The 25,064-nt window shown below is 68.2% G+C and carries 34 protein-coding genes; 20 read left to right on the top strand and 14 right to left on the bottom strand.

Annotated elements, in window-relative coordinates; translation table 11 throughout:
- Window positions 1-3 precede the first annotated feature (3 nt).
- The 5 genes from gcvPA to speD all read right to left on the bottom strand — a co-directional run bounded on the left by gcvPA (window position 4) and on the right by speD (window position 4,617).
- Window positions 4-1,368 carry an aminomethyl-transferring glycine dehydrogenase subunit GcvPA gene (gene gcvPA, locus WPS_RS03105; protein ID WP_317996399.1) on the bottom strand — a complete coding sequence of 455 codons (1,365 nt, stop codon included), beginning with the start codon at window positions 1,366-1,368 and terminating at the stop codon, window positions 4-6.
- A gap of 20 nt (window positions 1,369-1,388) precedes the next feature.
- On the bottom strand, window positions 1,389-1,778 hold the full coding sequence (gene gcvH, locus WPS_RS03100) for a glycine cleavage system protein GcvH (RefSeq protein WP_317996398.1): 390 nt from the start codon (window positions 1,776-1,778) through the stop codon (window positions 1,389-1,391).
- Between the two features lie 45 nt (window positions 1,779-1,823).
- Window positions 1,824-2,942, bottom strand: a complete 1,119-nt coding sequence (gene gcvT, locus WPS_RS03095; protein WP_317996397.1) for a glycine cleavage system aminomethyltransferase GcvT — start codon at window positions 2,940-2,942, stop codon at window positions 1,824-1,826.
- A 137-nt stretch (window positions 2,943-3,079) separates the two neighbouring features.
- Window positions 3,080-3,970, bottom strand: coding sequence for a spermine/spermidine synthase domain-containing protein (locus WPS_RS03090; protein WP_317996396.1), 891 nt, complete (start codon window positions 3,968-3,970; stop codon window positions 3,080-3,082).
- 233 nt (window positions 3,971-4,203) lie between these two features.
- Entirely contained in the window at window positions 4,204-4,617 is a 414-nt protein-coding gene (gene speD / locus WPS_RS03085) for an adenosylmethionine decarboxylase (protein ID WP_317996395.1), read from the bottom strand.
- Window positions 4,618-5,125: 508 nt separating this feature from the next.
- Between speD and sufB the strand changes: the two genes are divergently transcribed.
- The 3 genes from sufB (at window position 5,126) to WPS_RS03070 (ending at window position 7,829) form a co-directional block, all read left to right on the top strand.
- The gene (gene sufB, locus WPS_RS03080) at window positions 5,126-6,535 is read left to right on the top strand and encodes a Fe-S cluster assembly protein SufB (RefSeq protein ID WP_317996394.1); all 1,410 of its coding nucleotides are present in this window, start codon (window positions 5,126-5,128) and stop codon (window positions 6,533-6,535) included.
- A gap of 71 nt (window positions 6,536-6,606) precedes the next feature.
- Entirely contained in the window at window positions 6,607-7,251 is a 645-nt protein-coding gene (locus WPS_RS03075; protein ID WP_317996393.1) for a hypothetical protein, read from the top strand.
- Between the two features lie 38 nt (window positions 7,252-7,289).
- On the top strand, window positions 7,290-7,829 hold the full coding sequence (locus WPS_RS03070; protein ID WP_317996392.1) for a hypothetical protein: 540 nt from the start codon (window positions 7,290-7,292) through the stop codon (window positions 7,827-7,829).
- Between the two features lie 4 nt (window positions 7,830-7,833).
- Here the strand turns inward: WPS_RS03070 and WPS_RS03065 are convergent, their stop codons facing one another.
- The gene (locus WPS_RS03065) at window positions 7,834-8,289 is read right to left on the bottom strand and encodes an FKBP-type peptidyl-prolyl cis-trans isomerase (protein ID WP_317996391.1); all 456 of its coding nucleotides are present in this window, start codon (window positions 8,287-8,289) and stop codon (window positions 7,834-7,836) included.
- A gap of 26 nt (window positions 8,290-8,315) precedes the next feature.
- On the opposite strand from WPS_RS03065, the gene WPS_RS03060 reads away from it, so the two are divergent.
- Window positions 8,316-8,618 carry a Rieske (2Fe-2S) protein gene (locus WPS_RS03060; protein WP_317996390.1) on the top strand — a complete coding sequence of 101 codons (303 nt, stop codon included), beginning with the start codon at window positions 8,316-8,318 and terminating at the stop codon, window positions 8,616-8,618.
- Between the two features lie 23 nt (window positions 8,619-8,641).
- Here the strand turns inward: WPS_RS03060 and WPS_RS03055 are convergent, their stop codons facing one another.
- Window positions 8,642-8,839, bottom strand: coding sequence for a hypothetical protein (locus WPS_RS03055; protein WP_317996389.1), 198 nt, complete (start codon window positions 8,837-8,839; stop codon window positions 8,642-8,644).
- 94 nt (window positions 8,840-8,933) lie between these two features.
- Between WPS_RS03055 and WPS_RS03050 the strand changes: the two genes are divergently transcribed.
- Window positions 8,934-9,776 carry a dimethylarginine dimethylaminohydrolase family protein gene (locus WPS_RS03050; RefSeq protein WP_317996388.1) on the top strand — a complete coding sequence of 281 codons (843 nt, stop codon included), beginning with the start codon at window positions 8,934-8,936 and terminating at the stop codon, window positions 9,774-9,776.
- 114 nt (window positions 9,777-9,890) lie between these two features.
- Here the strand turns inward: WPS_RS03050 and WPS_RS03045 are convergent, their stop codons facing one another.
- From WPS_RS03045 to WPS_RS03025, 5 genes are all read right to left on the bottom strand, one after another.
- Window positions 9,891-10,844 (bottom strand): IS110 family RNA-guided transposase, encoded by a 954-nt coding sequence (locus WPS_RS03045; protein ID WP_317996387.1) that lies wholly within the window; start codon window positions 10,842-10,844, stop codon window positions 9,891-9,893.
- Window positions 10,845-11,039: 195 nt separating this feature from the next.
- On the bottom strand, window positions 11,040-13,307 hold the full coding sequence (locus WPS_RS03040) for a xanthine dehydrogenase family protein molybdopterin-binding subunit (protein WP_317996386.1): 2,268 nt from the start codon (window positions 13,305-13,307) through the stop codon (window positions 11,040-11,042).
- The gene (locus WPS_RS03035) at window positions 13,304-14,290 is read right to left on the bottom strand and encodes an FAD binding domain-containing protein (RefSeq protein ID WP_317996385.1); all 987 of its coding nucleotides are present in this window, start codon (window positions 14,288-14,290) and stop codon (window positions 13,304-13,306) included. The genes WPS_RS03040 and WPS_RS03035 overlap by 4 nt, the downstream gene beginning before the upstream one ends.
- Window positions 14,290-14,778: a (2Fe-2S)-binding protein gene (locus tag WPS_RS03030; RefSeq protein WP_317996384.1), complete on the bottom strand. Its 489-nt coding sequence runs from the start codon at window positions 14,776-14,778 to the stop codon at window positions 14,290-14,292. Before WPS_RS03030 ends, WPS_RS03035 begins: the two co-directional genes overlap by 1 nt.
- A gap of 44 nt (window positions 14,779-14,822) precedes the next feature.
- Entirely contained in the window at window positions 14,823-15,404 is a 582-nt protein-coding gene (locus WPS_RS03025; protein ID WP_317996383.1) for a nucleotidyltransferase family protein, read from the bottom strand.
- A 78-nt stretch (window positions 15,405-15,482) separates the two neighbouring features.
- Between WPS_RS03025 and rplU the strand changes: the two genes are divergently transcribed.
- The 4 genes from rplU to WPS_RS03005 are packed head-to-tail and all read left to right on the top strand — an operon-like array spanning window position 15,483 to window position 16,959.
- Window positions 15,483-15,797, top strand: a complete 315-nt coding sequence (gene rplU / locus WPS_RS03020; protein WP_317996382.1) for a 50S ribosomal protein L21 — start codon at window positions 15,483-15,485, stop codon at window positions 15,795-15,797.
- Between the two features lie 8 nt (window positions 15,798-15,805).
- Window positions 15,806-16,153, top strand: a complete 348-nt coding sequence (locus tag WPS_RS03015; protein ID WP_317996381.1) for a ribosomal-processing cysteine protease Prp — start codon at window positions 15,806-15,808, stop codon at window positions 16,151-16,153.
- Between the two features lie 45 nt (window positions 16,154-16,198).
- Window positions 16,199-16,441, top strand: coding sequence for a hypothetical protein (locus WPS_RS03010; protein ID WP_317996380.1), 243 nt, complete (start codon window positions 16,199-16,201; stop codon window positions 16,439-16,441).
- Window positions 16,442-16,461: 20 nt separating this feature from the next.
- Window positions 16,462-16,959, top strand: a complete 498-nt coding sequence (locus WPS_RS03005) for a lytic transglycosylase domain-containing protein (RefSeq protein ID WP_317996379.1) — start codon at window positions 16,462-16,464, stop codon at window positions 16,957-16,959.
- Here WPS_RS03005 and WPS_RS03000 read toward each other — a convergent pair.
- Window positions 16,909-17,352, bottom strand: coding sequence for a Sec-independent protein translocase subunit TatA/TatB (locus WPS_RS03000; RefSeq protein ID WP_317996378.1), 444 nt, complete (start codon window positions 17,350-17,352; stop codon window positions 16,909-16,911). The two genes, WPS_RS03005 and WPS_RS03000, sit on opposite strands and share 51 nt — an antisense overlap.
- A 275-nt stretch (window positions 17,353-17,627) precedes the next feature.
- On the opposite strand from WPS_RS03000, the gene WPS_RS02995 reads away from it, so the two are divergent.
- Together WPS_RS02995 and WPS_RS02990 are read left to right on the top strand one after the other, a co-directional pair.
- Window positions 17,628-17,927 carry a hypothetical protein gene (locus tag WPS_RS02995; RefSeq protein WP_317996377.1) on the top strand — a complete coding sequence of 100 codons (300 nt, stop codon included), beginning with the start codon at window positions 17,628-17,630 and terminating at the stop codon, window positions 17,925-17,927.
- Window positions 17,928-18,176: 249 nt separating this feature from the next.
- Complete coding sequence (locus WPS_RS02990; protein WP_317997484.1) at window positions 18,177-19,109, top strand: IS481 family transposase; 933 nt, start codon at window positions 18,177-18,179, stop codon at window positions 19,107-19,109.
- Between the two features lie 9 nt (window positions 19,110-19,118).
- On the opposite strand, the gene WPS_RS02985 is transcribed toward WPS_RS02990, so the two are convergent.
- Window positions 19,119-19,580, bottom strand: a complete 462-nt coding sequence (locus tag WPS_RS02985) for a tetratricopeptide repeat protein (RefSeq protein ID WP_317996376.1) — start codon at window positions 19,578-19,580, stop codon at window positions 19,119-19,121.
- Here WPS_RS02985 and trmD point away from each other — a divergent pair, their 5' ends adjacent.
- The 9 genes from trmD to WPS_RS02940 all read left to right on the top strand — a co-directional run bounded on the left by trmD (window position 19,581) and on the right by WPS_RS02940 (window position 25,064).
- Window positions 19,581-20,255 (top strand): tRNA (guanosine(37)-N1)-methyltransferase TrmD, encoded by a 675-nt coding sequence (gene trmD, locus WPS_RS02980; protein WP_317996375.1) that lies wholly within the window; start codon window positions 19,581-19,583, stop codon window positions 20,253-20,255.
- Between the two features lie 195 nt (window positions 20,256-20,450).
- Complete coding sequence (gene rplS, locus WPS_RS02975; RefSeq protein ID WP_317996374.1) at window positions 20,451-20,813, top strand: 50S ribosomal protein L19; 363 nt, start codon at window positions 20,451-20,453, stop codon at window positions 20,811-20,813.
- Between the two features lie 13 nt (window positions 20,814-20,826).
- Window positions 20,827-21,576: a signal peptidase I gene (gene lepB, locus WPS_RS02970; RefSeq protein WP_317996373.1), complete on the top strand. Its 750-nt coding sequence runs from the start codon at window positions 20,827-20,829 to the stop codon at window positions 21,574-21,576.
- 53 nt (window positions 21,577-21,629) lie between these two features.
- Window positions 21,630-22,121, top strand: coding sequence for a signal peptidase I (lepB, locus tag WPS_RS02965; protein WP_317996372.1), 492 nt, complete (start codon window positions 21,630-21,632; stop codon window positions 22,119-22,121).
- 4 nt (window positions 22,122-22,125) lie between these two features.
- Window positions 22,126-22,938: a ribosome biogenesis GTPase YlqF gene (ylqF, locus tag WPS_RS02960; RefSeq protein WP_317996371.1), complete on the top strand. Its 813-nt coding sequence runs from the start codon at window positions 22,126-22,128 to the stop codon at window positions 22,936-22,938.
- Entirely contained in the window at window positions 22,935-23,651 is a 717-nt protein-coding gene (locus WPS_RS02955; protein WP_317996370.1) for a ribonuclease HII, read from the top strand. The genes ylqF and WPS_RS02955 overlap by 4 nt, the downstream gene beginning before the upstream one ends.
- Window positions 23,648-23,986 carry a YraN family protein gene (locus WPS_RS02950; RefSeq protein WP_317996369.1) on the top strand — a complete coding sequence of 113 codons (339 nt, stop codon included), beginning with the start codon at window positions 23,648-23,650 and terminating at the stop codon, window positions 23,984-23,986. Before WPS_RS02955 ends, WPS_RS02950 begins: the two co-directional genes overlap by 4 nt.
- Window positions 23,983-24,888 carry a protein kinase domain-containing protein gene (locus WPS_RS02945; protein WP_317996368.1) on the top strand — a complete coding sequence of 302 codons (906 nt, stop codon included), beginning with the start codon at window positions 23,983-23,985 and terminating at the stop codon, window positions 24,886-24,888. The genes WPS_RS02950 and WPS_RS02945 overlap by 4 nt, the downstream gene beginning before the upstream one ends.
- Entirely contained in the window at window positions 24,885-25,064 is a 180-nt protein-coding gene (locus WPS_RS02940; RefSeq protein WP_317996367.1) for a hypothetical protein, read from the top strand. The genes WPS_RS02945 and WPS_RS02940 overlap by 4 nt, the downstream gene beginning before the upstream one ends.

Below are 25,064 nucleotides of genomic sequence, written 5' to 3'. Positions count from 1 at the left end.
GTGTCAAACGCGGGCAGCGGCACGGGCCGGAATCTCCGAGAGCGCGGTGACGAGACGGTCGATGTCGGCGCTCGACGTCAGCTCGGTCGCCGTCATGAGGATGCAGTCGTCGAGTTCAGGGTAGAAACGCCCGAGGTCGAGGCCGCCGAGGATCTGTCGCGCTTCCAGCGCCGCGAGCACGCCGGCGGCGCGGCCGGGGACGCGCAGCGCGAACTCGTTGAAGGTCGGAGCGTCGAAGCGCGCGCTGAAGCCGTCGAGCGCGGTAACGCGCTCGCGCAGCTCCTGCGTGCGCGCGACGTTGAGCGCGGCGCAGTCGCGCAGGCCGGTCTTCCCCATCGCGGCGAGATAGATCGTCGCGCACAGCGCGCAGTGCGCCTGATTGGTGCAGATGTTCGAAGTCGCTTTTTCGCGGCGGATGTGCTGTTCGCGGGCCTGCAGCGTGAGCACATATGCGGGCCGTCCCTCGACGTCGACCGATTTCCCCACCAGGCGTCCCGGGATGCGGCGCAGATGTTCGCTGGTCGCCGCGATGAAGCCGACGTGCGGACCGCCGTAGGCGATCGCGTTGCCGAACGACTGTCCCTCGCCGACGCAGATCTCGACGCCCCACGATGACGGCGTCGCCAGCGCGGCGAGCGACATCGCTTCGGCGACGACCCCGATGACGACCGTCTTCGTGGTCTTGATCTTCGCGGCGACCCCCGCCGGCAGCGCGTCGATCGCGCCGAAGACGTTCGGTGACTGCACGACGACCGCGGCGTAGCGCTGGTCGGCGAGCGCGGCATCGAGCGAGCCGAGATCGGTGCGCCCGTCGGAGGCGTAGGGGAGTTCGTCGACGGTGAGATCGAGCCCGTCGGCGTAGGTGCGCAAGACGGCGCGGTAGTTGGGATGGACCGCCGCCGAGACGAGGACCGCTTTGCGGCCGGTCGCGTTGACCGCCATGATCACGCCCTCGGCGAGCGCCGTCGCGCCGTCGTAGACCGACGCGTTCGCGACGTCGAGCCCGGTGAGCAGCGCGATGTACGTCTGCCACTCGTAGATCGCTTGCAGATACCCTTGCGAGACTTCCGCCTGATACGGCGTGTAGGAGGTCAGAAACTCGCCCCGCATCGCCAGCGCGCCGACGACCGGCGGAATGTAATGGCGGTACGCGCCCGCACCGAGGAACGACGTGTAGTGCGGCGCCGTCGTCCGTTCCGCGAACCCGCGGAACCGATCGGCAATCTCGATCTCGCTGAGCTGCGGCGTCACTTCGACCGGCGCGCGCAGCGCGAGCGCGTCGGGGACGCGGACGAGATCGTCCAGCGACGCGACGCCGATCGCGGCGAGCATGGCTTCGATGTCTGCGGGGGTGTGCGGGGTGTACATGGCGTTCCCTGGGGGCGGCGTCAGCTTTCGCTGACGACCTGTTGGTATTGGTCGGCGTTGAGCAGCTCGCCGGTCTGCGAGTGGTCGCCGAGCTTCACTTTATAGAGCCAGCCCGCGCCGTAGGGATCGCGGTTGACCACCGCCGGATCGCCTTCGATCGCGTCGTTGATCTCGGTGACCTCGCCGCCGACCGGCGTGAAGAGATCGGAGACCGCTTTGACCGATTCGACGACGCCGATGCTCTTGAACTGTTCGAGCTCGGCGCCTTTGCGCGGAAGCTCGACGTAGACGATGTCGCCGAGCGAACTCTGCGCGTAGTCGGTGATGCCGACCGTCGCCAAGTCGCCGTCGACCTTCACCCACTCGTGTTCTTTGCTGTAGAGCAAACCTGCCGGTAACGTTTCTGCCATCTCGGTCCCCAGTCTAGTGTCTAGGAGCCGGGCGAACCTGCTCCCTCAGATTTTGGGACGACGGTAGAACGGAAGCGGTTCGACGCTCGCGACGTGCGCGGTCCCGCGCACCTCGACCGCAAGCCGGGTTCCCGCGGTTGCCGCCGGCGCGGAGACGAGCGCCGTCGCGATATTCTTCTGCACCGACGGACCCCACGAACCGCTGCGGATCTCGCCGACCGGTGCGCCGTCGAGCAGCACCGGATACCCCGCGCGCGCGGGGACGCGGCCCTGCATCGACAGCCCGGCGATCCGAGAAAAGTCGCCGCCGTCGCGCTGCGCTTCGAGCGCCGCCTTGCCGCGGAACGCCGGTTTGTCGAACTTGATCGCCCACGCGAGACCGGCTTGCAGCGGCGTGATCTCTTCGTCCATCTCGTGGCCGTAGAGCGGCATCCCGGCTTCGAGCCGCAAGACGTCGCGTGCGCCCAGCCCGCACGGCTCGAGCCCATGCGCGCGGTACTCGGAGAGCAGCGTGTCCCAGACGGCGACGGCGTCGGACGCCGGGAGAAATAATTCGAAGCCGTCTTCGCCGGTATAGCCGGTGCGCGCGATGACGGCCGGCGTGCGCGAGCCGCGCACCGCCGCCTCGGCGCACGCGTAGTACTTCATCGGCGCCAGCTCGACGCCGACGAACGGCTGCAGCCACTCGACCGAGCGCGGGCCTTGGATCGCGATGAGCGCGCGCTCGCCGCGAAGATCGGTCAGCTGCACGTCGCCGCTGCGCTCGGCGCCGACGTGCGCCCACATCTTGTCGGCGTTCGCCGCGTTGACGACCAGCAGCCAGCGCTCGTCGGCGAGCCGGTAGAAGATCACGTCGTCGTGCGCGCCGCCGCGCTCGTTGGTGAAGACGTTGTAGCGCGCTTGGCCGGGCTTCATCGTGGCGACCTTGTTGATCGTCAAGGCATCGGCCCATTCGCCGACGCTGGCGCCGCGCAGCTCGAACTGACCCATGTGCGAGAGGTCGAAAAGACCCGCGCGCTTGCGCACCGCGTCGTGCTCTTTGAGGATCCCGGCGTACTGCACGGGCATATCGAAGCCGCCGAAGGGAACCATGCGCCCGCCCAGCGCGAGATGCGCGTCGAAGAGTGCGGTGCGGCGTAGGATCCCGTCGACGTCGGTGGACATAGCACGAGCATTTCCCCGCATCTCAGGCCGAGCCTTGTCACGCGTGAAGACCCTGTCACGCTGAGCTTGTCGAAGCGCAGCCGCTGACGAGCACGAAGTCCGCTGCGCTTCGACAAGATCAGCGTGACGATGCGCGACTAGGCGAAGACGTCGCCGTCCTTTGCGAGTTCGGCGCGCAGATACCGCGGGAGGGCGAACAAGCGGCGATGCGTTTCTGCGTCGTAGAACCAGTTCTCGCCGCGCAGGCTCCCGACGTAGGCGTCGATGCGTGCCGGGTCGGTGAACGCGGCGTCGACGTCGTCGCTGCAGGCGATGAACGCCCAGTCGTTGTCGAACGCCGGGACGTGCGTGTAGAAACTTCGCACATGGCGGAAGTGCCGCCGCAGCGAGCGCGCCATCTTGGCGTGGAGCGCCATGTTGTGAAAGCCGGCGGTCGAGGCTTGGAGGACGTAGACGCCGCCGGGCGCCAGCCGGCGCTTGATGTCGCGGAAGACGTCGCCGTTGAAGAGCGGGAACGACGGCGAGTCGGGGAGCGGTTCGGTCAGATCGGAGATCACGACCCCGTAGCGATCTCCGTCCTCGTTGATGAAGCGCAGCGCATCGCCGATGATCAGCCGCGCGCGCGGGTCGTCGAAGGCGCCGGCGCTCCATTCGGGCAGGAAGCGCTTCGCGAGCTCGACCACCTCGCCGTCGATGTCGACCATCGTGCAGCGCCGAACCGCCGGGTCGCGCAGCACCTCGCGCAGCGTCGCGCCTTCACCGCCGCCGAGGATCAGCACGTCGGTGCGATCGTCGACCGACGCCATCGCCGGATGGATCAGCGATTCGTGGTAGATCTTCTCGTCGTTCTGCGAGGACTGCGTGTCGCCGTCGAGAACCAGCATCTTGCCGAACACCGGCGTGCGCAACACGGCGACCGATTGGAACGGCGTCCTTCCCGCGTAGTACGTCTCGTCGACCGCGTGCGCGTGAATCTCGGTCGGCGCGAACTGCTCGGTGTACCACTGAAACTGTTCGGTTTTCGGCATCGCGCCCGAGCCGTTGGTCGCGCGCCTTCGGGAACCTCCAAATCCGTCACCCTCAGCTTGTCGAAGGGCCGCCGCAACCGCGCCCGCAAGCAGCGCGCTCCTTCGCGCACGCCCGTGGCGGCGCTTCGACGAGCTCAGCGTGACATGACCGGCATGAGAACAAAAGGAAGCCCGCCGCGGGTGCGGCGGGCTTCGGGGCTCCTCTGACCGAGCTCCGAGGAGGAGCGTGCGCGCTACGCGATCGCGAGCTCGCGCGTGTCGTGGTCGGCCGTCACCACGTGGGTGAACCGGCCTGCACCGGCTTCGATACCTCGTTTGACTTCCGTCGTCAGCATTTGCGTGGCGCCCATCGCCTCTGCGGCGTATTCGCAGGCTGCCCACGGATCCGTGTGGTCGCCGCACGTGTAGAAGTCCATCGCGGCGTAGCCGGTCTCCGGCCACGTGTGGATCGACAGGTGCGACTCCTCGATCACCACCACTCCGGAGACCCCTTGGGGCTGGAAACGGTGGAACGCGCTGGTGACGATGGTCGCGTTTGCCGCACGGGCGGCGGCTTCCATCATTGCGCGGACCGCGTCGACGTCGGTGAGCGTGGCCGGGTTACAGCCGGACAGCTCGCAGACGATGTGCGTGCCGAGTGCTTTCAATTGTTCTTCGACTCCTCGGGTTCGGTTGGGAGAATCCCACCTCCAGGCGTGTCGTCCGGCGTGTGCGGTACACCGTCTCGCCGTCGACCTATCAGCAGACTCTTGCCGGCACGGTCACCTCTTGGACCGAACGGACGTTCCGCTGCGATGGCGCGTTGGGCGCGCCGTCCCCTAACCGACTGCACCACCCCCGGGCTGATACGCACGGGGGTCCGTGAAGTCCGACGCACATAATACCCCCCCAGGGGTCCGATGTAAAGCGCCGCGCCCGGGCGAACCGTGAGGATCGAGTTGGGATCCGAGCCGGGCCTCTCGAACGCCGGGACCACCGCCGCCCGGCGGCTTGCTTCCGAGGGAAGGTTCGGAGTAGGCCACGACGTACTGCTGGCCGGGATCCGCGAGGCGGCCCCTTCGATCGGAACGGAAACCGACCGGAAAGTGTTAAATAGTGCAGAAAGGTCTGGACTATCTTGACCTCCCCGGTTGGGATCGCTACGCTGAGGAACTGATGGCCGCCACCACCGACACGCTGATCGAAGAGTATCGTCACGGGTTTCACGACTCCGAGGCCGACTACGTCTTCAAGTCCGACAAGGGGCTCTCGCGCGAAATCGTCGAGCGCATCTCGTCGATGAAGAACGAGCCGGAATGGATGCGCGCCTTCCGGCTCAACGCTTACGACGTCTTCCGCGCGAAGCCGATGCCCACGTGGGGCGACACCGAGCTGCTCGAGCAGATCGACTTCGACAACATCCGGTACTTCGTCAAAGCCGGCGAGCGGACGGAGCAAAACTGGGACGACGTCCCGGACGACATCAAGCGGACCTTCGATCGCCTGGGGATCCCGGAGGCGGAACGCAAGTTCCTCAGCGGCGTCTCCGCGCAGTACGAGTCGGAAGTGGTGTACCACTCCGTCATCGAGGAACTGCAGAAAGACGGCGTGCTGTTCTGCGACATGGACACCGCCCTGCGCGAGTATCCGGAGATCGTCCAGAAGTACATCTCGACCGTCATCCCGGTGCAAGACAACAAGTTCGCCGCGCTCAACTCGGCGGTGTGGTCGGGCGGTTCGTTCGTCTACGTCCCCAAGGGCGTCGAAGTGAAGATGCCGCTGCAGGCCTACTTCCGGATCAACACCGAGAACATGGGTCAGTTCGAGCGCACGCTGATCATCGCCGACGAAGGCGCGAAGGTGCACTACATCGAGGGCTGCACCGCACCGCAGTTCTCGACCTCGTCGCTGCACTCGGCCGTCGTCGAGCTGATCGCGATGGAAGGCGCGTCGATCCGCTACACGACGATTCAGAACTGGTACCGCAACATCTACAACCTCGTCACCAAACGCGCGGTCGCATACAAGAACGCGACGGTGGAATGGGTCGACGGCAACATCGGCTCGAAGCTGACGATGAAATATCCGGCGATCTACCTAATGGGCGAAGGTGCCCGAGGCGAGATCCTCTCGGCGGCGTTCGCCGGCGAAGGCCAGCATCAGGACGCGGGCGCGAAGGTGATCCACGCGGCGCCGAACACGACCTCGGTCGTCACGAACAAGTCGGTGACCGCGCACGGCGGGAAGACGACGTATCGCGGCTTGGTCGAGATCCATGCCGGCGCCGTCGGCGCGAAGACGCGCGTGAAGTGCGACGCGCTGATCATGGACGAGAAGTCGTCGAGCGACACCAAGCCGACGATGAAGATCGACGAGCAGCGCTCGACCGTCGAGCACGAAGCGTCGGTCTCGAAAATCGGCGAAGAGCAGCTCTTCTACGCGATGAGCCGCGGGCTGACGGAAGCCGACGCCACCGCGATGATCGTCAACGGCTTCTTCGACTTCTTCGTCAAGGAACTGCCGATGGAGTACGCGGTAGAGTTGAACCGGCTGATCAAACTCGAGATGGAAGGATCCGTCGGCTGATCTGAAACCCCGCCGCTTTGCCGCGCGTACGTGCGGACATGGAACGGCAGCGGCTGGTTCGTGATCTCGCCTTGGCTCTGGGAATCGCAGCGGCGCTGGCCTTCGTGGTCCGGCGCCGTTTGCGTCCCGAGTTCGACCTCGCCAGCGGCGTCGCGTCGGAGATCGACGCCGCGCCGCTGGTCGTCATCCGCGGCGCCTTCGACGACGTCACGGTCTCCGCGACCGACGGGCCGCGGGTCGAACTCTCCGCGTACGGTCCCGGCGCGCTCGATGAGATCGTCGGGATTCGCCGGGCGGCCGACGGTTCGCGCCTGACGCTCGACGTCGCCCCGCGGCGTCGGCTCGACGTCTACGTCCCCCGCGGGACGGCCTTGCGTCTGCGCGTCGCCAAGAGTTCGACCGCGGTCTTCGGCATCGACAACGTCGACGTCGTCTGCGCGAAGAGCACCGTCGGCCTCCACGACGTCGGCGGCCGGATCCGGGTGCGCGCTGCGAAGACCGCGATCGACGTCGACCTCGCGCGCGACCGCGAGACGCGTTCGGTCGACGCGTCGATCGCGAAGAGCCGCTTCGACCTGGCGCTGCCGCCGAAGCGCGGCGGCCGCTACGACGTCGACGCCGCCAAGTCGCGCCTGCGCCTGCCGGCGTCGGTCGAGGACGGAATCCCGATCGCCGTGCGCGCCGCGCGCGCCGCGATCGACATTCACGCCGCCTGACGCTGGTTTCCCGCGCCGAACGTGGGAAAAGAGAGAGGGTGAAGGTTCGTCTGCTCGCCGCGACGGCGGCCGTCGCATGGCTGTGTTCGTTTGCGCCGGCGTCGGCCGCGAAAGTCTGTGCCTACGCGATGCCGGTCGAGATGGTTTCCACCGTCGACTCGCGCAGCGCCCGCAGCGGCGGCGACTTCGCCTTCCGGGTCACCAAGCCGATGACGCTGGACGACGGTACGGAAGTCGACGCCGGAACCGACGGCTTCGGCATCGTTCGCTCGGCGTCGGCGGCCGGCCGCCGCAATCACGACGGAAGCATCGCGCTCGAGCCGCGCTACCTCCTCGTCCGCAAGCCGAAGGGCGGCCTGAAGCGGCTCGAGATTACGATGGATCCGACCCTCCCCGTCGTGTGGAGCCCGTCGGAGCCGATGCTCAACAAGGCAATGTCGCACGTCCCGATGCCCGTGCCCGGGCTGGTGATGACCGGCGTCAACCAGTTTCGTTGGGGCCGCAACATCATTCTCGGGCCGGGCTTCACCTTCTCGGTGATCCCGGTCGGGAATCTCGAGCGCGGTCCGGTCTGCTAGCCGGTCACTTCACGTTGAGCAGTTCGACGTCGAAATCGAGCGTCGCGTTGGGCGGGATCACGCCGCCGGCGCCCCGCTGACCGTAGGCGAGCGCCGGCGGGCAGACCAATTTGCGCCGTCCGCCGACGCGCATCGTCGCGACGCCCTCGTCCCAGCACGGGATCACCTGATGGCCTCCGACCGCGAACTCGAACGGCGCGCCGCGATCGCGCGAGCTGTCGAATTTTTTGCCGTCGGGGAACGTCCCGGTGTAGTGCACGACCGCCGTCTGGCCGGGCTTCGGCTGGGCGCCTCTGCCGACGGTGAGGTCGGTGTACCGCAGTCCGTCGGGAAGCGTCACGGGTTTGGCGCCGGGCTTCGCTTTGACCGCGGCCGGATGGTGAGCGGCGCCGTTCGCGGCCGGCGCGGGGAGCGGGGCGGCAACGAGCGCGGCGAGGAGGATGCGGGCGGAACGGGTCATGCCGGCGCCTTCGCGAACGGACCGGCGTGCCCCACCCCGTTGCGAAACGTTCGGCCGTCCCGCCCGGCACGACGCTGCGCGTCGAAGTCGACGGCGTCGAGGTGCTGCTGTGCAACGTCGACGGCGAGATCTACGCCGTCGAGGATCTGTGCACGCACGACGGCGGGCCGCTCGATCAGGGCGAACTGCAAGGCTGCCGGATCATGTGCCCCCGTCACGGCGCGCTCTTCGACGTGACCAGCGGCAGGGCGCTCACGCTCCCCGCGGTCGTCCCGCTCCCGACCTACGAAGTCCGCATCGAAGGCGACGACATCTTCGTGGAGGTCTGACCCCGCGTCGCGCTCAGCGCGACTTAGAAGTGCTCGTCCGGTTCCGCGCGGTGCGAGTCGGCGATGTCGTCGCGGTTCTCGTCCTCGTCGGTGTCGGCGTAGATCACCTCGGGGGTCGTCGTGATCCCGGCGACGTCGGCTTCGGCGCGCGAGAGGGGCGGCGGCTCGGGGACGGGCGAGTGGAGTTCGACCGGATCGTCCGGATCGTGCCTGCGAGCCATGGGTCTCCCGTACCCACCCTCGACGCACGGCACCCCCTCGCGGTGCACCGTTTGTACCATGACGGATGCCCGCGAGCGCACCTACAATCGGAGCATGCCGACACGGTTGTTGGTCTGCCCGCCGGGACACTACGATGTCCGCTACGCGATCAATCCATGGATGACGGGGCACGTCGGTGACGCGACCCCCGACGCGCAGCGTCAATGGGAACGCTTCATCGAGCTCACCGGCTGCGTCGCCGACGTCGAGTTTGTCCAGCTCTCGCAGGCGGAGCAGACTCCCGACCTGGTCTTCACCGCGAACGCCGGTCTCATCGTCGGGAACCTTGCGATCGTCTCGAGCTTCCGTCACGCGGAACGTCGACGCGAACAGCCGGTCTTCCGCGCCGCGCTCGCGCGCGCGGGCTTCGCCACGACATTCCTTCAGCAGACGTACTTCGAGGGCGCGGGCGACGCGCTGTTCGACCGCGTGCGGCCGATTCTCTACGCCGGCTACGGCTGGCGCACCGAACGCGGCGCGACGCTGCAGCTGCAGGAGATCGTCGGCTGCCGAGTGCTGCCGCTGCTGCTCGCCGACGAGCGCTTCTATCACCTCGACACGGCACTCTGCCCGCTCGCAAGCGGCCACGTGATGGCGTACATGGATGCGTTCTCGCCGCACGCGCAGACCCTGCTGCGGCGCGCGATCGAACCCGGCTATCTCATCGAGGTCGGCGTCGACGACGCGCTGCGCTTCGCGTGCAACGCGTTGGAGATCGGCGACGCGGTGATCATGCACGACTGCTCGCGCCGTCTGCGCGAACGCCTGCACGCCGCCGGCTATCGCGTGTTCCTCACCGAGCTCTCCGAGTTCCACAAAGCCGGCGGCAGCGCAAAGTGCCTGACGCTGAAGCTCGAAGACGGCCCCGCCGCCGGCATGGCCGTCGCCACCGCATAAATCGCCTCGTCACGCTGAGCCCGTCGAAGCGTCGCTGAGGTCGCGCGCGTAAGGAGCGCTCCTGCGTGCACGGCCGGGGCTGCGCTTCGACAAGCTCAGATTCCGTGTCCGCCGTCAAGCCGATACGGGTTGATAGGGCCGCTGATTCTTGAGTAGCGAGTAAGCCAGGCGCACGAGCTTGTGCATCACCGCCACGATGATTTGCTTGCCGCTCTTACCGCGCGCTTCGAGGCGATCGGCGAGCTCCTTGAAGGCCGGGACTTTGCGCTTTGCCGTCAGGGCAGCCATGTAGAGTGCCCGCCGGAGCTTCGCGTTGCCTGTCTTGCAAATGCGCGGCTTGCCCTTCACCGAGGTCCCGGACTGCCGCTCTGCCGGCGTAAGGCCGGCATACGCCGCTGCGGCTTTGGCACTATGGAGCCGATGCACCGGCAACTCCGCAAGCACGTTTGCCGCTGTCAAGGACGCGACGCCTGGTATGGTCTGAAGAAGCTGCGCGTTCCGGCTTAGCGTGACATCCGAGCAAAGAACACCTTGGATCTGCGACTCGATCTGCTTGACCATCTCCGCGATACCGACCAGATGCGTTTCGTTCATTTTGAGCAGCGTTGCTCCGACGGCGACGGATTGCACGATCTGCGTAAGGGCAATACGCTGCGCGATGAGCTGGTCGCGATACGCCAGCAAACCGCGCAGGGACAGGATTTCGTCGCTATCAGGCTCCCAGAGCGCGGGGCGCTCGGAGGCGCAGAATTGGGCCAGCATTCGAGCGTCGACCGCATCGGTCTTGGTCCGCAGCAAACGGCTCTTCGCAAAATATGCCGTACGCGTCGGGTTCACCACGCTCACCCGGATTTTCGCTTTGTGCAAGTTCGCCGCTAAGTGGCGCCAATACGGCCCGGTTGACTCCATGCACACATGAACCTCGTGGGCGCGATGCGTGCGCAACCAACTGCGAAGCTTTCTGAAGCCGGTTCGCGTGTTCTCAAAACTCGCCTCACTGCGCTTCTCGCCGCGTTGCAAGCAGCAGTGGAACGTGTCCTTAGAGATATCGACGCCCAACATGCTCATCGCAGGATTTCCCTCTAGGTTCCGGCGTAGCGATCATCTTACCAGGCTCATGCATACGGGCTCGTCGCAGACGGCCCACGATTCCGTTCGGCTGATCGCTTGGAGGTTGGTGCGAGCGCCAATCTGAGCTACGGGCTCTTGGGCCCAGGCGTGACGACGGCGCTCGACACCGCGTAGGGGGATGATTCGTTCGAGTCATCCCCCTACCCCATCATATGAGCGTGACGACGCTAGGAGTTTTTCCGGGACGATCGGGAGATCGCGGACGCGTATGCCGGTCGCGTGGTAGACCGCGTTCGCGATCGCTGCCGCGACGCCGGTGATCCCGATCTCGCCGATCCCGCGCGCGCCGAGCGGGTTGAGCGCGTAGTCGGGCTCCTCGACGAACAGCACGTCGATCGGCGGGATATCCGCGTTGACCGGAACGTGATAGTCGGCGAGGTTGTTGGTCACGAACGCGCCGGTGCGCGCGTCGCGCACCGATTCCTCGAGCAGGGCCATCCCGATCCCCCACACGATCCCGCCGATCATCTGCGAGCGCGCGGTCTTGGCGTTGATGATGCGGCCGCAGTCGAACGCGCCGAGCGCGCGCGACACGCGCACGGTGCCGAAATCGGGGTCGACCCGCACCTCGACGAACTGCGCTCCGAACGAGTACATCGCGAGACCGCGGCTCTCGTCGCCGGGCGCGGCCTCACCGACGGCGGCGACGGAAGCGACACCCGATCCCTTCAACACATCCGCGAGCGCCGCCGCACGCGACGGATCGCCGCGTACGACGAGCGCGCCGTCGCGCGCGACGATCGCGTCGGTGCCGAGGCCGAAGAGCGGCGAGCCGGGGTCGCGCGACGCGAGCGCGACCAGCTCGGCGATCGCGCGCCGTGCCGCATCGGCGACCGCCGGCGTGACGGTCGCCGTCGTCATCGAACCGCCGGCGACCGGTGCCGGCGGCAGGCTGCTGTCGCCGATCGACACGCGCACGTCGTGCGGTGCGACGCCGAAGGCATCGGCCGCGACCTGCGCGACGATCGTGTACAGTCCCGTCCCCAGGTCGTGCGCCGCGGTCGCGACTTCGATCGTGCCGTCGGCGCCGACGGTGACGCGCGCCTGCGCCGACGAGCGCAGTGCGGGGTAGACCGCGGTCGCGACGCCGTAGCCGACGAGGTCGCGGCCGTCGCGCATCGCGCGCGGTTGCGGCGCGCGGCGCTCCCAGCCGAAGTGCTCCGCGCCTCGCGCGTAGCACGCCAGCAGGTGCTTGGACGAGTAGGGCAGTCCCTCGTCGGCATCGGTGTCGGCGTGGTTGCGCCGCAGCAGTTCGAGCGGGTCGAGCCCGCACGCGTACGCGAGTTCGTCGAGCGCGCTCCCGAGCGCATACGTCCCCGGCGCCTCGCCGGGCGCGCGCATCGCCGTCGGCGAGGTCACGTCGAGCAGCGCAACCTCGTGGTGCACGCCGACGTTGTCGCACGCGAAGAGAAACTTCGTCGGGGCGCCGGCCGTTTCGACCCACGGCGCGACGCGCGACGTCGTGGTGCGCACGTCGTGCCGGATCGCGGCGAGGCGACCGTCGCGCGCGGCACCGACGCGCAGACGCTGGACGGTTTCGCTGCGATGGCCGGCGGAGGTGAACATCTGCTCGCGCGTGAGCGCGAGCTTCACCGGCCTGCCGACGTGTTTCGCCGCCATCGCGGCGATCAGCGTGTGCGCCCAGAACCAGCCCTTGCAGCCGAAGCCGCCGCCGACGTACGGCGAGAGGACACGGACACGTTCCGGCGCGATCCCGAACGCCGCGGCAAGACAGTTGCGCGCGCCGATCACCCACTGCGTCGCGTCGTGGACGACGAGATCGTCGCCGTTCCACTGCGCGACGGTCGCCGACGGTTCGAGCGGGTTGTGATGTTCGACCGGCGTCGTGTACGTCGCGTCGATCTGCACCGGCGCCGCCGCGAACGCCGCCTCGGGATCCCCGCGCCGCGATTGCGGGTTGTCGCCGAACCAGTCGTCGGGGAGCCTGGTCTCCGCCGGGTGCGCGATGTCGAGGTGCGCCGCTTCGGCGTCGTAGCGAATCTGCAGCAGGGCTGCGGCCTCGCGCGCCGCTTCGAACGTGCGAGCGACGACGGCGGCGACGTGCTGACCGTCGTAGCGGATGACGTCGTCCTGCAGCGGCGCGAGCGACTCCGGCATCGGCGTGGTCCAATCGAAGCGCAGTTCGCGCACCCGCGGCGCGTTGCGAAAAGTGAGGATCTCGACGACGCCGGGGACCGCGCGCGCGGCGCCGTCGTCGATTGCGGCGATCCGGCCGCGCGGGATCGTCGCCTGCACCAGCACGGCGTGCAGGGCGTCGTTGACCGGCGTGTCGGCCGCGTAGGGCGCGGCGCCGGCCACCTTGAGCGGACCGTCGATGCGGTCGACCGGCGCGCCGATCGACGGTCGCGCCGAACGCGGCTGCTCGAGCGTCGTGCTCACGCGGCACCTCCGCAGACACTCTCCAGCACGCGTACGATCGCGCGCTTCGCGAGTTCGATCTTGAACGCGTTGTGCGCGCGCGGCACCGCGCCCGCGAGCGCAAGCTCCGCCGCGTGGCGGAACGCCTCCGCTCCCGGGGCCGCCCCGGCCAGCGCGTCTTCCGCCTCCGGGACGTGCCACGGGACCGTCGCGACCCCGCCCAAGGCCAGACGCGCGCTGCGGATCGTCCCGCCGGCGAGTTCGACGCCGCACGCCGCCGAGACGAGCGCGAACTCGTAGGACGCGCGATCGCGCACCTTGAGATACTGCGAGCGCTCGTGCGCCGCCGCGAAGCGCAGCTCGACCGCGACGATCAAGTCGCCGTGCGCGAGCGCGTGTTCGTGCTGCGGCGTATCGCCGGGGAGCAGGAAGAGATCGTCGATCGCGATCGTCCGTTCGCCGCCGTCGCCTTCGACGACGACGTGCGCCGAGAGCGCGCTGAGCGCCACCGCCATGTCGCCGGGATAGGTCGCGATGCACGCGTCGTTGGCGCCCAGCACCGCGTGGCCGCGGTTGAAGCCGGCGAGCGCGTCGCAGCCGCTTCCCGGAATCCGCTTGTTGCAGTTCCAGCGCGTCTCGCGGAAATACGAGCAGCGCGTGCGCTGCAGCAGGTTCCCGCCGATCGTCGCCGCGTTGCGGATCTGGCCCGACGCGCCGCTGAGCAGCGCCTGCGCGAGCGCGGGGAAACGCGCGGCGATCGTCGCGTCGTTCGCGACGTCGCTGTTGCGCGCGAGCGCGCCGATCCGCACCCCGTCGGGGCGCAGCGTGACGCCGGCGAGCGCGAGATGCGAGATGTCGACGACCCGCGGCGGCGTTTCGACGCCGCCCTTCATCAGATCGACCAGGGTGGTGCCGCCGGCGTAGTAACGCGCGCCGTCGACCTCGCGCACGAGCGCGCGCGCCGATGCGGGCGAATCGGCGACGACGAATTCGAACGGCTGCATCAGGACGCAACCTGCACCGCGGCGATCGCCGCGACGATGTTCGGATACGCGCCGCAGCGACAGACGTTCCCGCTCATCGCTTCCCGGATCGCCTCGTCGCCGTGCGCGCGTCCCTCGGCGACGACGGCGACCGCGGAGAGGATTTGGCCGGGCGTGCAGTAGCCGCACTGGAACGCGTCATGTTCGATGAACGCGGACTGCATCGCGTGCAGGACGCCGTTCTCGGCGAGCCCCTCGATGGTCGTGACCGCGTCGCCGTCGTGCGCGAGCGCGAGCGCGAGACACGAGAGGGTGCGGCGGCCGTTGACCAGCACGGTGCACGCGCCGCACTGGCCGCGGTCGCAGCCTTTCTTCGAACCGGTCAGTCCTGCGCGTTCACGCAGCAGGTCGAGCAGCGTGACCTCGGGCTCGACGGAGAACGTCGCGGCGCGGCCGTTGAGCCGCAGGGTTACGTCGCGCGCGGTGCGCGCTGGGTCGAGAGTCGACACGGATACCTCGGAGGATGAAGGACCCTCCTGTACGCTGCGAAGGGTCAGCCCTCCCTGCGTTCCCCGGCACGCGCGCGACGCTCCGCCTGCGTCCACGCGTCGGGCGTATCCACATCGACGACGTAGCCGTCGGCTGCGCACGCCAGCGCGACCGCCGTCAGATCCAGATCGCGCCGGATCCGTATCGGCGGCGCACCCGGATCGAGGCCGGCGATCCGTTCGCGCGCCCGCGGCGACCAGACGACGGGGTGCCCCGGGACGCCGGCCACCTCGGGAAAAGCGATGTCGGCGCCCGGCGGAACCCGCGCCAGGAACGCCGCCACCAGCGGGGCGTCGAGAAACGGAAGGTCCGCGGCGGCGACCGCGAGCGCCCGGTCGCGGGGGATCGCGGCATCGGCCAACGCGAGCGTCACGCTGGGCCCGGCGGTCGGCGGCGTGCGCAGAACCTCGACGCCGGCGAGGCCGGCGACGGCGTCCGCGACCGCGTCGGGGCCGACGACGAGGGGCCGCAACGGAGCGAGCGCCGCGGCGAGACGGCGCACCAGGGGGACGCCGGCGAACGGGGCGAGGAGCTTGTCGCGGCCCATCCGGCGCGAGCTCCCGGCCGCCAAGACGACCAGCCGCATCCCGTCCCGTTCCACGGCCTCCGACTTCGACCGGCGCCGTTGACGATGCTCCCGGCGCCGTGATAAAGTTCCGAGGTTATGTACGCGATCATCGAGACCGGCGGCAAACAGCTGCGCGTCTCCGAAGGCGACGTGATTCGCACGGACCTCATCGAGACCGAAGTCGGTTCTTCGGTCACGTTCGATCGCGTCATCCTCGCCGCCGACGGCGACGACGTCACCATCGGCACCCCGGCCGTCAGCGGCGCATCGGTCACCGGCACGGTCCTGCGCCAGGCGAAAGACAAGAAGATCCTGGTCTTCAAGTACAAGCCGAAGAAGCGCGTGCGCAAGCTGACCGGCCACCGCCAGCAGTTCGCCGAAGTCCGAATCGACAAGATCGCGCTCCCGTAAGGGACGCGATGCTGGTCGTCACCTTTCGCAGAGACAGCCGTAATCGGCTGTCTTCTGTTTTTGCGAGCGGGCACGCCGAGCAGGGCGATCCCGGCGAAGACATCGCCTGCGCCGCCGTCTCCGCATTGCTGCAGGCAGCGTGGGGCGGGCTCGCGGAGGTCGCGCGCGTCCCGGTGAGCGGCCGCCGCCGCTCGGGCGATCTCGAGATGCACTGGCCGGCCGAGGCGCGCGACCGTGACGACGTCAACGCGATCGTCGCGACGGCGGAACTGGCGATCGAGCAGATCGCGAAACAATATCGCGGCGCGATCCGGTACGTGCGTGCGTCCGAGCCGGATTCTCCGGCAAGTACGTAACCGCGCACCGGAATCGGGGTACGTGCGCGTCGAAAGGAACCCACGATGAACGACGCCAGCAAACTCCCGAACGGCGAACTCAAGCAACCCGCCGGGTCCAACTCGATCGGCCCGTCCTCGGACGCCGGCCGCACCGTTCTCGTCGGGGTGCTCGGCGGGATCATCTCGGCTGCCGGATACCTCGTCTATCAGCGCCTCCCCGACGAGCAGCGCGACCGCCTCAACCGCCAGGTGCGCGGTCTCCTCGAATCGCGCATCAACGAGATCCGCCAGAACTTCAACATCTAAATCGGGGCACCGGGCGCGGTGTGCCCGCCGCGCTCGCGCCGTTCGTCCTCGCTTCGCTGCTGCCGGCGTATGTCGGCGCGCTGCGCGCGTTCGATCCGGCGCTCGACAACGCGCGGGCGTTACGCCTTGCCGCGCGCGTCGTCACCGAAGCCGACGCCGCGCGGATCGATGCGCGCTTGATCGTCGCGCTCGTCGCGGTCGAATCGTCGTGGAATCCCGACGCCGTCTCGCGCGCCGGCGCGCGCGGACTCGGCCAACTGATGCCGGCGACCGCGAACGACCTGCGCGTCGACCCCGCCGATCCCGACGCGAACCTGCACGGCACGGTCGTTTATCTCGCGGCCCTGATCGCGCGCTACGGCGGGTATGCGCCGCAAGAACGCTACGAACGCGCGATCGGCGCGTACAACGCCGGCGCGGGTGCGGTCGACCGCTATCGCGGCGTTCCGCCCTGGGTCGAGACGCGGCTATACGTGCGCCGGGTGATCGGGCTCTGGCGGCGGCTCTGCGGGGACTGAACCGACCACCGGCATCGCCTGCGTCGGATAGTCCCACGCGTCGGGCGCGGGCCGCGGCTCGGCGAGCTTCTCCGCCGCCGGCGGATGCGGATCCGGCTCGGCGACGTCGGGCTCTTCGACGTGCGGCGCCGGATCCAACGCGGCCTCGGCCGCGTCCGGCGGATCGAGGTCGGGCGGTTCGTAGCTCTTGAGCGCCTCGTCGCGGCGCTTGTACGCGTCGGCGACTTCCTGCGATTCGGCAGCGCGCTCCATCTCGCGGATGAACGACTGCGACGTGTTCTGCACTTCGCGGCTGAACTGTCCGACCTTGCGCAAGACGTTGGGGAGCTGTTCCGGGCCGAAGAGCAGGAGCGCCGCCGCACCGAGCAGCGCCATGTCGGGGATGGAGAGCATCGGAGGGTTTCTTCCCGGTCTCGTGCAACGCGTCATGCCCCGCGCTGAGGCAGAAGGACGGCCCAGGCGGAGATTACCGAAGGCCGGCCCACGCCCTGAAGATCATCTACACCCGCGGCAACCGGACTGAGACCCTGGCGTCCATCGCGACGCTGCGAAAGATCCTCAACCGATTCGTCGCGCACCGCGTCTTCTACGAAGTCAGTTCGCGCAACAAGCGCGGGCACGAGTTTTTCTCTGCCAAAAACACCTTCGTGGTCGGCTCGATCGAAATCGTGAACCGCGATTACCTGACGATCACGATCTTCGACGCCAACAACCCGTCGCATTCGATCGAGATCCTCAACCCGGCGGCGATGCGGATCTACGACGACACGCTGGGCAAAGGCTTTGCCGTCTCGTTCCTGAGCGAAGGCGCGGGCGGCGTCGAATCGCGCTGCTACCTGCGCGATGAAGGCGAGGACGGCGACGGGATCAAGGAGCGCAGCGCGCTCGAGAAGATCACGCTGCCGCAGCTCTTCGAGTACCTCGAAGACATCACCAACGCCGACGCGATCGGCACGACCGCGATCTAGCGGCGGCCTTCGAGCCGCGTCGCCTTCCGCAGCATCCGCACCGCTTCGCGCTTGCGGCAGCTAAGGAACGCAGCGCGCTCGAGAAGATCACGCTGCCGCCGCTCTTCGAGTAGCTCGAGGACATCACAACGCCGACGCGATCGGCACGACCGCGATCTAGCTGTAGAGACCACGCGCATCGTTTACAGGGACTGACCCCGAAGAGGTGGGTGTTCGAGGCCTACTTCTCCGGAGGACAGCCCTGTGATTATGCACCCTCAGGCCCGCACAACGCCCCTTATCCGGCGGGAAATTGTCGCTTTGGTTCAGGCCGGTGAGGCCGTTGCCGCGGTGGCTCGGCGCTTCAAGATCAGCCGGCCGACGGTGTACAAGTGGCTTGCCCGCTTTGCGCAGGCCGGAGAGTCTGGTCTGCGTGATCGGCGACCCGTTGCAATTCGCTTTCCGACGCGCGTCCGAAAGGCGGTTGAACGGCAGATCGACCGGCTTCGCCGCACTCGCCGGCTACTCGGTTGGCAAATCGCCGAAGCACTGTCGATGGCGCGCTCGACGGTCATCAAGGTACTCAAGCGGCTCAACATCGCGCGTCTGCGCGACCTCGAGCCGGCCCGCTTTACGCAGCGTTATGAGTATCGCCGACCCGGCGAGCTCGTTCACATTGACATCAAGAAGATCGCACGATTTGAGCGCGTGGGGCACCGCATCCACGGCGATCGCACGAAGTGCTCCAGGCACGTCGGCTACGACGTCATCTTTGTCGCGGTCGACGATGCCAGCCGCCGGACTGAAACACGCGTATACACGCGGGAAGACGCGACCTCGGCCGCAGACTTCTTGCGGCGGCTCGCGATTCTTTACGCTCGTCGCGGCGTGCGAATCGAACGAGTCATGACTGACAACGGCAAAGTGTTCAGCTCGAACGCGTTCGAGTCAATGATGAGGTCGATCGGTGCGCGACACATTTTCACGCCGCCCTACACGCCGCGTTGGAACGGCAAAGCGGAGCGCTTCATCCAGACCATGCTGCGCGAGTGGGCGTACGCGGTCGCTTATCGCACCAGCGACGAGCGCCGAGACGCCCTCCCGGCGTGGCTCCGGTACTACAACGAGGACCGCCGGCACACGGCCATCAACTACGAGACCCCCGCCTCACGTTGGGCCGCGGCCCGTAAACGAGGCGCGTAGTCTCGACATCTAGCGGCGGCCTTCGAGCCGCGTCGCCTTCCGCAGCATCCGCACCGCTTCGCGCTTGCGGCCGCTGCGGTGCAGGGCGACGCCGAAGTTGTGGTACGCCGGTGCGTAGTCGACGTCGACCATGATCGCGTACTCGTAGTGGATGATCGCTTCGTCGATCGCGCCGTCTTCGAGCAGGAGGTTTCCGAGGGTGGTGATCGCGGCGGGCGAACGCGGGTCGGCTTCCGCCGCGGCGATCAATTCCGCGATCGCCGTCTCGCGGTCGCCGCGCCGGATCGCGACGATCGCGAGCTTGTTGCGCGCGCGCGCGACATCGGATGGGCGTTCCGCGGCAGCGAGCGCCTCGGCGAACGCCGCCGCCGCCTCGTCGAGCCGGTCCCGTTGGATCAGGCGCGTCCCAAGGTCCAGCGGGCCGGCCTCGCGGCCGGGGAGCAGACCGCGCAGCCGGTCGAACAACGCCACGTGGGAGTCTTGCACGTCGACCTGGTCTCGCTCTTCCCGGAGATGTTCGCCCCCGTGATCGGCCTCTCGATCGTCGGCCGCGCCGTCGAGCGCGGGCTGGTCGAGGTGCGCACCCACCATCTCCTCGACGCGCTCGAGCAGAACGAACGTGCCGACGAACGGCCGTACGGCGGCGGACCGGGAATGGTGCTGCGGATCGAGCCGCTCGCGCGCACGCTCGACCGCATCATCGCCGCGGCGCCGGCGGACGAACGGCGCCGAATCGTGCTGACCTCGGCGAGCGGCCCGCTCTTCACGCAAGCCGACGCCGCCGTGTGGAGCGCGCTCGACCGCCTCGTCGTGATTTGCGGCCATTACGAGGGCGTCGACGAACGTCTCGGCGCACTCTACCCGATCGAGGAAATCTCGCTGGGCGAGTTCGTTCTCACCGGCGGCGAGATCGCGGCGATGGCGTTTCTCGACGCGACGGTGCGGCTCGTCCCGGGCGCGATCGACGCCGCATCGGCCGCCTCGGAGTCGTGGGGCGGCAACGGGCTCGACCATCCTGCGTACACGCGTCCGCCGACCTTCCGCGGCATCGACGTCCCGGCGGTGCTGCTCGGCGGCGACCACGCGAAGATCGCGGAGTGGCGCCGCCAGCAGTCACGTGCGCGCGCCGCACGCCGCGCACGTTAGCCGGCACCCGTTCGCATTGGGAGAGCGACCGCTCCCTTACCTTGCGGTGAGTCCTCGATGTTGTTGGAAACGGGCCGTCGCCATCGAGTCCCGACAAGCACGCTTGCGGGCTTTGACGGGCTGGCGGCACCGTGGTACAATCCCGGGGTTGCCTGCGCGCCCCCGTGCGGCGTTTTGCGTTAGTAGAGAGCTGTCATGAACGTACTCGACCTGATCCAGAAGGAACAGGAAAAGCCGAACGTCCCCGAGTTCCGTCCGGGCGACACCGTCAAAGTCTACTCGAAGGTCGTCGAAGGCGGCAAAGAACGCATTCAGATGTTCGAGGGCATCGTGACGGTCCGCAAGGGCGGCGGCCTCGGTGAGACGATCACGGTGCGCCGCGTCGCGCACGGTGTCGGTGTCGAACGGTCGTTCCTCGTGCACAGCCCGCGCGTCGACCGCATCGAAGTCTCCAAGCGCGGCATCGTCCGCCGCTCCCGCCTGTACTACTTGAGCGAGAAAGTCGGCAAGGCCGCGCGCATCAAGGAACGCAAGGTAGACCGCAAGACCGCGAAATAACGCGGCCTCAGGCGTGACCCCGCTCGAACTGCTCGGCCTCATCGCGGTCTTCGCGATCGTCCGCGTCGCGATCAGTTTCGTCCCGCAGCGCGTGACCGCCGGCGGCCCGGCCGAGACGACGGCGCGCTCCTCCACCATCACGGTGGTGCGCGAATATCTCGACGCGTTCATCGTCGCGGGGCTGGTCGCGCTGTTCCTGATCACGTTCGTCGTGCGGACGTTCTTCATCCCGAGCGGATCGATGGAACCGACGCTGCAGATCCACGACGTGCTGCTGGTGAACGAGTTCGAATACCGCTTCAGCAAGCCACACGAAGGCGACATCGTCGTTTTCCCGCCCCCCGTCGTGAGCCCCAACGATTTCATCAAGCGTGCGATCGGGCTCCCCGGCGACCGCATCCGCGTGCACCAGGGCGTCGTCTACCGCAACGGCGTCGCGATGAACGAACCGTACATCGCCGAGAAGCCGACGTACGAGCTCGAGGTCAAGGACTACGGGATCTACGTTGACGGGTTCAAGCTCGACCCGCACGTTGCGAACGTCCCGCCGCGCGAGAAATGGCAGGCGCCCGACCGGATCCCCGACGGGTGCTATCTGATGTTCGGCGACAACCGCACCAACTCCGAAGACTCGCATGCGTGGGGATTCGCGCAGACCGGCGGGACGTTCGCGAGCGGCGAGCGCGCGGGGCAGAAGGCATCGTTCACCGGACACGCCTTCCTGCTGTTCTGGCCCTTCAACCGCATCCGCATCCTTCACTGACGCATGCCGCGCGCACGGAGGCGCGGCGCGACGAGGGTGGAAGTTCCCGCGACGTGACACGGGCGCGGACGTTCGTCTCGCTTTCTGCGCAGGTCGTGGTGTTGGCGGCGATCGCGGCGGCGTTCTTCGTCCGCACGCCGCAAGTCGACGGGCTCTCGATGGAGCCGCGCGTCCACGCCGGCGAGTTCGTCTTGATCAACACGCTCGCGTATCGCTTCGGCACGGTGCAGCGCGGCGACGTCGTGGCGTTCCGCCACGACACGCCGACCCCCGAGACGTACATCAAGCGCGTCGTCGCGCTCCCCGGCGAGCAGGTCCGCGTCGACCGCGGCGTCGTCTCGGTGAACGGGCGCGCGCTGGCCGAGCCCTACGTGCAGTTCCCGGACCGGCGCAGCGCCCCGGCGGTGACGGTCCCGGCCGGAGCCTACTACGTGCTGGGCGACAATCGCGCCGACAGCGACGACTCGCGCAGTTGGGGCGTCCTGCCGCAGCACGATATCGTCGGCAAGGCGCTCGTCGGCATCTGGCCGCCGCGCCGCATCTGACCGCGTGGCGAAAGGCGGAGGACCGAGCCTCCAGCGGCCGGAGATCCAGTGGTATCCGGGTCACATGGCGCAGGCGATGCGCAAGCTCGGCGAACGGCTTGCGGTCGTCGACGTCGTCATCGAGGTCGTCGACGCGCGGCTGCCGCGCGCCAGTTCCAACCCCGGGCTCGATCGGCTCGCGGCGGCGAAGAAGCGCATCGTCGTGCTCACCTGCGACGACCTTGCCGATCCGCACGCGACGCGGGAATGGCTAGCGTGGTACGCCCGGAACGGCCGCACCGCCGTGGCGGTCAACGGCAAAGATCAGACGTCGGTCAAGCGGGTCGCGGCCGCGCTCGACGAAATCGCGCCGGGCGGCGGGACGACGCGGGCGATGGTGGTCGGCATCCCGAACACGGGCAAATCCTCGATCATCAACGGATTGCTGCGCCGCACGGCGGCGAAAGCCGAAGACAAAGCCGGAGTCACCCGCTCCCTGCAGTGGTTCCGAATTCGCCCGACACTCGAAGTCATGGATTCACCGGGAATCTTGGTTCCGAAGATCGCCACGCCTGACGCGCAATGGCAGCTCGCCCTCACCGGCGCCCTGCCGCGCGAACGCTTCGACGCCGAAGACGTCATCGCGCACTTCGTCGCGTGGTCGCACGCGCACGGAGCGGCGCACGTTCCCGATCTCGAGACGTTCGCGCGCGCGCGCGGATTTGCGCGGCGCGGCGGCGACGTCGATCTGCACAACGCCGCCGGCGCCTATCTGAAAGATGTCGGCGAGGGGAAGTTCGGCCGCATCACGTTCGAACGTCCGGAGGCGGCGGCGTGACGCTCGCCGAGACGGCGCGCCGCAAAAAGCGCAACGCCGTGCAGCGCGAACGCCGCCGGCTCGACCGCCTGCACCGGTTCGAGGAGCGCGCGCACGCCGCCGGTCATCGGCTTATCGGCGGGATCGACGAAGTGGGCCGCGGGCCGCTCGCCGGCCCTGTTGTCGCCGCGTGCGTCGTCGTCGACGGTCCGCTGCGTCTGCGCGGGCTGAACGATTCCAAACAGGTCCTCCCCGAATTGCGCGCAGCGCTGGCCGTCGAGATCAAAGCGTCCGCGGTCGCCTGGGCGGTCGGCGAAGCCAGCGTCGAAGAGATCGACCGGCTCAACATCTACTGGGCGAGCATCCTCGCGATGGAACGCGCGCTCGCCGCGCTCGCGATACCGCCCGACTATCTGCTGACCGACGCCGTGCGCATCAAGTCGTGGGCTGCGCCGCAAGAGCCGGTGATTAAGGGCGACGCGAAGTGCGCGACCGTGGCGGCCGCCTCGATTCTGGCGAAAGTCCATCGCGACGCGTTGCTCGTCGACCTGCATGCGCGCTTTCCGCACTACGGATTCGCCGAGCATAAGGGGTACGCGACGCCGCAGCACATCGCCGCGCTGCAGCAGCACGGACCGTGCCGCGAGCACCGGCGCGCGTTCTGGCGCGTGCGCGCCGCGATGGACCTGCTCCCCGGACTGGAAGCGTTCGACGGTGAGGCACCCGCGACGTGAATCGCGCCGAGCGCGGACGCGCCGGCGAGGATGCCGCCGTCGCCTTGCTGGAGTCGCACGGCTACCGCATCGTCGCGCGCAACGTGCGCCTCCCCGGCGGCGAGATCGACGTCATCGCACGCGACGGCGACACGATCGTCTTCGTCGAGGTGAAAGCGCGCGCCGGCACGTCCTTCGGCAGCGCTCTCGGCGCGGTCGACGCCCGCAAGCGCACGACGCTGCGCGCGCTCGCCGCCGACTGGCTGCAGATCGCCGCCCCGCGCGCGCGGGCGCGCTTCGACGTCGTCACGTTCGACCGCGGCCGCGCCGCGCTCCATCGGGACGCGTTCGCATGACCGGGCTCACCGGACGCACCCTGGCCGGCCGGTACCGCGTCGACACGCCGATCGGACGCGGCGGCATGGCCGACGTCTACCGAGGCACCGACGTGATGCTCGAGCGTACGGTCGCCGTCAAAGTCCTCGCCTCCCGTGACGAGGGCGCAAGCGATCGCTTTCTCCGCGAAGCTCGCTCGATGGCACGGCTCAATCATCGCAACATCGTTGCCGTCTACGACGCCGGACGCAGCGACGAGTTACCCTTCATCGTGATGGAGCTCGTGGAGGGACACACTCTTGGGACGGTCCGTGCGCAAGAACGGTGCGTGCACGAAACGATCGAGATCTACATCGAAGTGCTCGAAGCGCTCGCGTACGCGCACGAAAGCGGCGTGATCCACCGCGACCTCAAGCCGGCGAACGTCATGATCCTCCCGAACGGCGCCGTCAAGCTGATGGACTTCGGCCTGGCCCGTCGTGCGAGCGACATCTCGAGCGTGTCAAACGCGGGCGAGATCGTCGGGACGATCGCGTACCTGCCGCCCGAGCGTTTCCTGGGCAAACCCGCAGACGCGCGCAGCGACCTGTACTCGGTGGGCGTGATGCTCTACGAGACGTTCACCGGAATCCACCCGTTCAAGCGCGAGAATGACGATCTGGTCGCGGTAATTTTCGGGCACGTCAACGAGCCGCCGCTGCTGCCGCACGCCGTGGAGCCTTCGGTCCCGGTGCAGGTCGAACGCATCATCATGAAGCTGCTTGAAAAAGAGCCTGCCCGGCGCTACGAGTCGGCGAGCGCCGTCGCGAGCGACCTGCGCGCTTTGCTGATGCCGTCGGCAACCGGCACGGCGCCGCCGCGCGCGTTGACCGAGGCACGGAACGATCTCGAAGCGGCGAAGAGGCGATCGAGTTCCGCGTGACGGTGCTGCAGAAATATTCCGAGAGCGACGTGTACGACCGGCGCGAGCTCACCGGCGCCGTCGACGTGCTCACCGAAGCGCTGCCGAGCTTTCGCGGACGCAGCATGTTCGCCGAACTCGCCGACGGCGAACGTCTGCTGTATGCCCTCCAGCGTGTCCTGACCCGGACGCGCTGA

Origin of the sequence: Vulcanimicrobium alpinum (assembly GCF_027923555.1) — a bacterium.
Lineage (GTDB): Bacteria > Vulcanimicrobiota > Vulcanimicrobiia > Vulcanimicrobiales > Vulcanimicrobiaceae > Vulcanimicrobium > Vulcanimicrobium alpinum.
The sequence above is the reverse complement of the archived record's forward strand: the minus strand, read 5'-3'. Positions and strand labels throughout refer to the sequence as shown.